At 70.5% G+C, this 2519-nt stretch carries 2 protein-coding genes; one reads left to right on the forward strand and one right to left on the reverse strand.

Going from position 1 to position 2519, the window contains the following annotated elements; translation table 11 throughout:
- Positions 1-297 precede the first annotated feature (297 nt).
- A complete protein-coding gene (locus tag AB1460_RS36820) occupies positions 298-1251 on the forward strand; it encodes a CBS domain-containing protein (RefSeq protein WP_368967144.1) in 954 nt (317 codons plus the stop codon).
- Between the two features lie 315 nt (positions 1252-1566).
- Here AB1460_RS36820 and AB1460_RS36825 read toward each other — a convergent pair whose 3' ends face one another.
- Entirely contained in the window at positions 1567-2430 is an 864-nt protein-coding gene (locus AB1460_RS36825; protein ID WP_368967146.1) for a YihY/virulence factor BrkB family protein, read from the reverse strand.
- Positions 2431-2519 lie beyond the last annotated feature (89 nt).

Raw genomic sequence — 2519 nt, forward strand, 5'->3', positions numbered from 1 at the left:
GGAACCTCGATCATCCCGTGGGCGCCGCGTCCGCCTGTTCCCGGGCCGTTCTCACCGCGACGCCGTAGCCGCTACCAGCCCGCGACGCCAGCCGACACGCCGATCACGACTTTGTCGCAGCCCTGCTTCCCGCCGGGTGACGTGCGCCGGGACTTTGCTCGTTCGACGGCGGGTCTGGCCGAGGACGGGACGACGTGGCCTTAGGCCCGGGTGGGCGGGCAGCGCAGTCGATATCACTCGAAACGAAAAGAACGACCGGAAGGGAGAGTCTTCATAGCCAGGACAGTGGCAGACGTCATGACCCGCGATCCGCAGACCGTCGAGGCCGAGCAGTCCGTCGTCGAGGCCGCCCGGCGCATGCGGTCGGCTGATGCCGGTGACGTCATCGTCTACGACAACGGCCGCCTCGGTGGCATCGTGACGGACCGGGATATCGCCCTGCGAGTCGTGGCCGAGGCCAAGGACCCGTCGACGACGCCCGTTCGGGAGGCGTGCAGCCCCGACCTGACCACCGTCGAGCCGGACACGTCGATCGAGGACGCCGTCGCGCTGATCCGGGCGAAGGCGGTGCGGCGGCTGCCGGTGGTCGAGGGGGGCCGCGCCGCCGGGACGCCAGGTGACCGGCCCGGCAGGATGAGGCCCGTGACAGGTCGTGCCGGGCGGGTGCTGGCGGTGCGTCTCGACAGCGCCGGTGATGTCCTGCTCATGGGGCCGGCCATCCGGGCGCTGGCGGCGGTGCCGGCGGTCTCGCGGGTCGCCGTGCTGGCGGGCCCGGCCGGGGCGGATGCGGCCCGGTTGCTGCCGGGGGTGGCCGAGGTCGTTGTCCGGACGGCGCCCTGGGTGGTGAACGACCCGCCGCCGACCGACCCGGCCGACGTCGCGGACGTGGTGGCCCGGGTACGGGCCGGCCGGTTCGATGCGGCCGCCGTCTTCACGTCGTTTCACCAGAGCCCGCTGCCGACCGCCCTGATGCTGCGGCTGGCCGGTGTGCCCTGGGTAGCCGCCGCCTCGGTCGACTATCCCGGTTCACTGCTCGATCTGCGGCACCGGCCGCCTTCGGAGGGGACGGCGAGCGACGTTCCGGAGGCGGAACGGGCTCTCGATCGGGTTCGGGCGGCTGGTGGCGCTCTGCCGCCCGGGGACGGCGGCCAGCTTGCCGTACAGGCGAAGCCCGCGGACGTCAGCGGTCTGGTGCCGGCTGGGCCGTATGTCGTCGTGCATCCCGCCGCGAACAGCCGCTCGAAGGGGTAGCGATCACCCTACGCCCGGACCAGCTGCCGACCGGGCCCTCCCCACCCGCCGAGCGGACGTGCCTCGACGGCCCGGACCCCACGTCCCGGAAAGGATCCATGTGGCGGTCATCTACCATGACCCGCCCATCTTGAATGGGCGGTGGGTGGCGTCGCTGGGCGGTTCGCTGCCGCCCGCGGGACGTCGGGTCGGTACGGTGGTCAATACGGCCGAGAAGGGCCCGAACGAACTGGTCCTGGCTGTCCATGGATAGCCTCGCCGAGGCGGATGTTTGAATCCCTGATGTGCTCGGTTACCCGGTGCCCGTCGCTTCCGTCACGTGTTTCGTTGGCCGGCGTGTCCGTGAGGGCGGCGCGGGCGGTGGGGCCAGGTGTGGGTGTCGCGGGGTTCGGCGTAGGGCTCCTCGTCGGCGGGCAGCCCGCCGGTGACGGCGCGTTCTCGGGCGATCTCGGCGTCGAACTCCAGGCCGAGCAGGATCGCGAGGTTGGACAGCCACAGCCAGATCAGGAAGATGATGACGCCGGCAAGCGTGCCGTAGGTCTTGTTGTAGGAGCCGAAGTTCGCCACGTACAGGGCGAATCCGGCCGAGGCTGCCAGCCAGATGACCAGCGCGAGCGTGCTGCCCGGAGTGAGCCAGCGGAAGCCGCGGACACGGACGTTGGGTGCGGACCAGTACAGCAGGGCGATCATGAGGATCGCGAGCAGGACCAGCACCGGCCACTTGGCGTAGGACCAGGCGGTCAGGGCGGCGGAGCCGACACCGAGGGCCTTTCCTGCCTGTTCGGCGAGACCGCCGGAGAACACGACGATGACCGCGCTGGCGGCGAGGAGCACCATCAGCAGCACGGTCACGGCCAGGCGCAGTGGCAAGATCTTCCATGCCGGTCGTCCTTCGGGGATGTCGTAGACGGCGTTGGCGGCGCGGATGAACGCGGCGATGTAGCCGGAGGCGGACCACAGCGCTCCGGCCAGGCCGACGACGGCGAGGACACCCCCGGTGCCGGCGGTGTCGCGGATGCCGTTCACCGCGTTACGCAGGATGTCCCGGGCGGAGCCGGGCGTGAGCTGCTCCAGGTTGGTCAGAAGGCTGTCGGTCGCGGACTTCCCGACGACGCCGAGCAGCGAGACCAGAACCAGCAGAGCCCTGTCTGTCAGAGTCCCGTGAGACACGAGGATCACTGAAACCTCTGTAGCGCAGGGCGAGATGGGATCTTCAAGACCGGTGACGTTGACCATGGCAGACATGGCCTCCTCGAAGCAGGAGGATG

Origin of the sequence: Parafrankia sp. FMc2 (genome assembly GCF_041008525.1) — a bacterium.
Classification (GTDB): Bacteria; Actinomycetota; Actinomycetes; order Frankiales; family Frankiaceae; genus Parafrankia.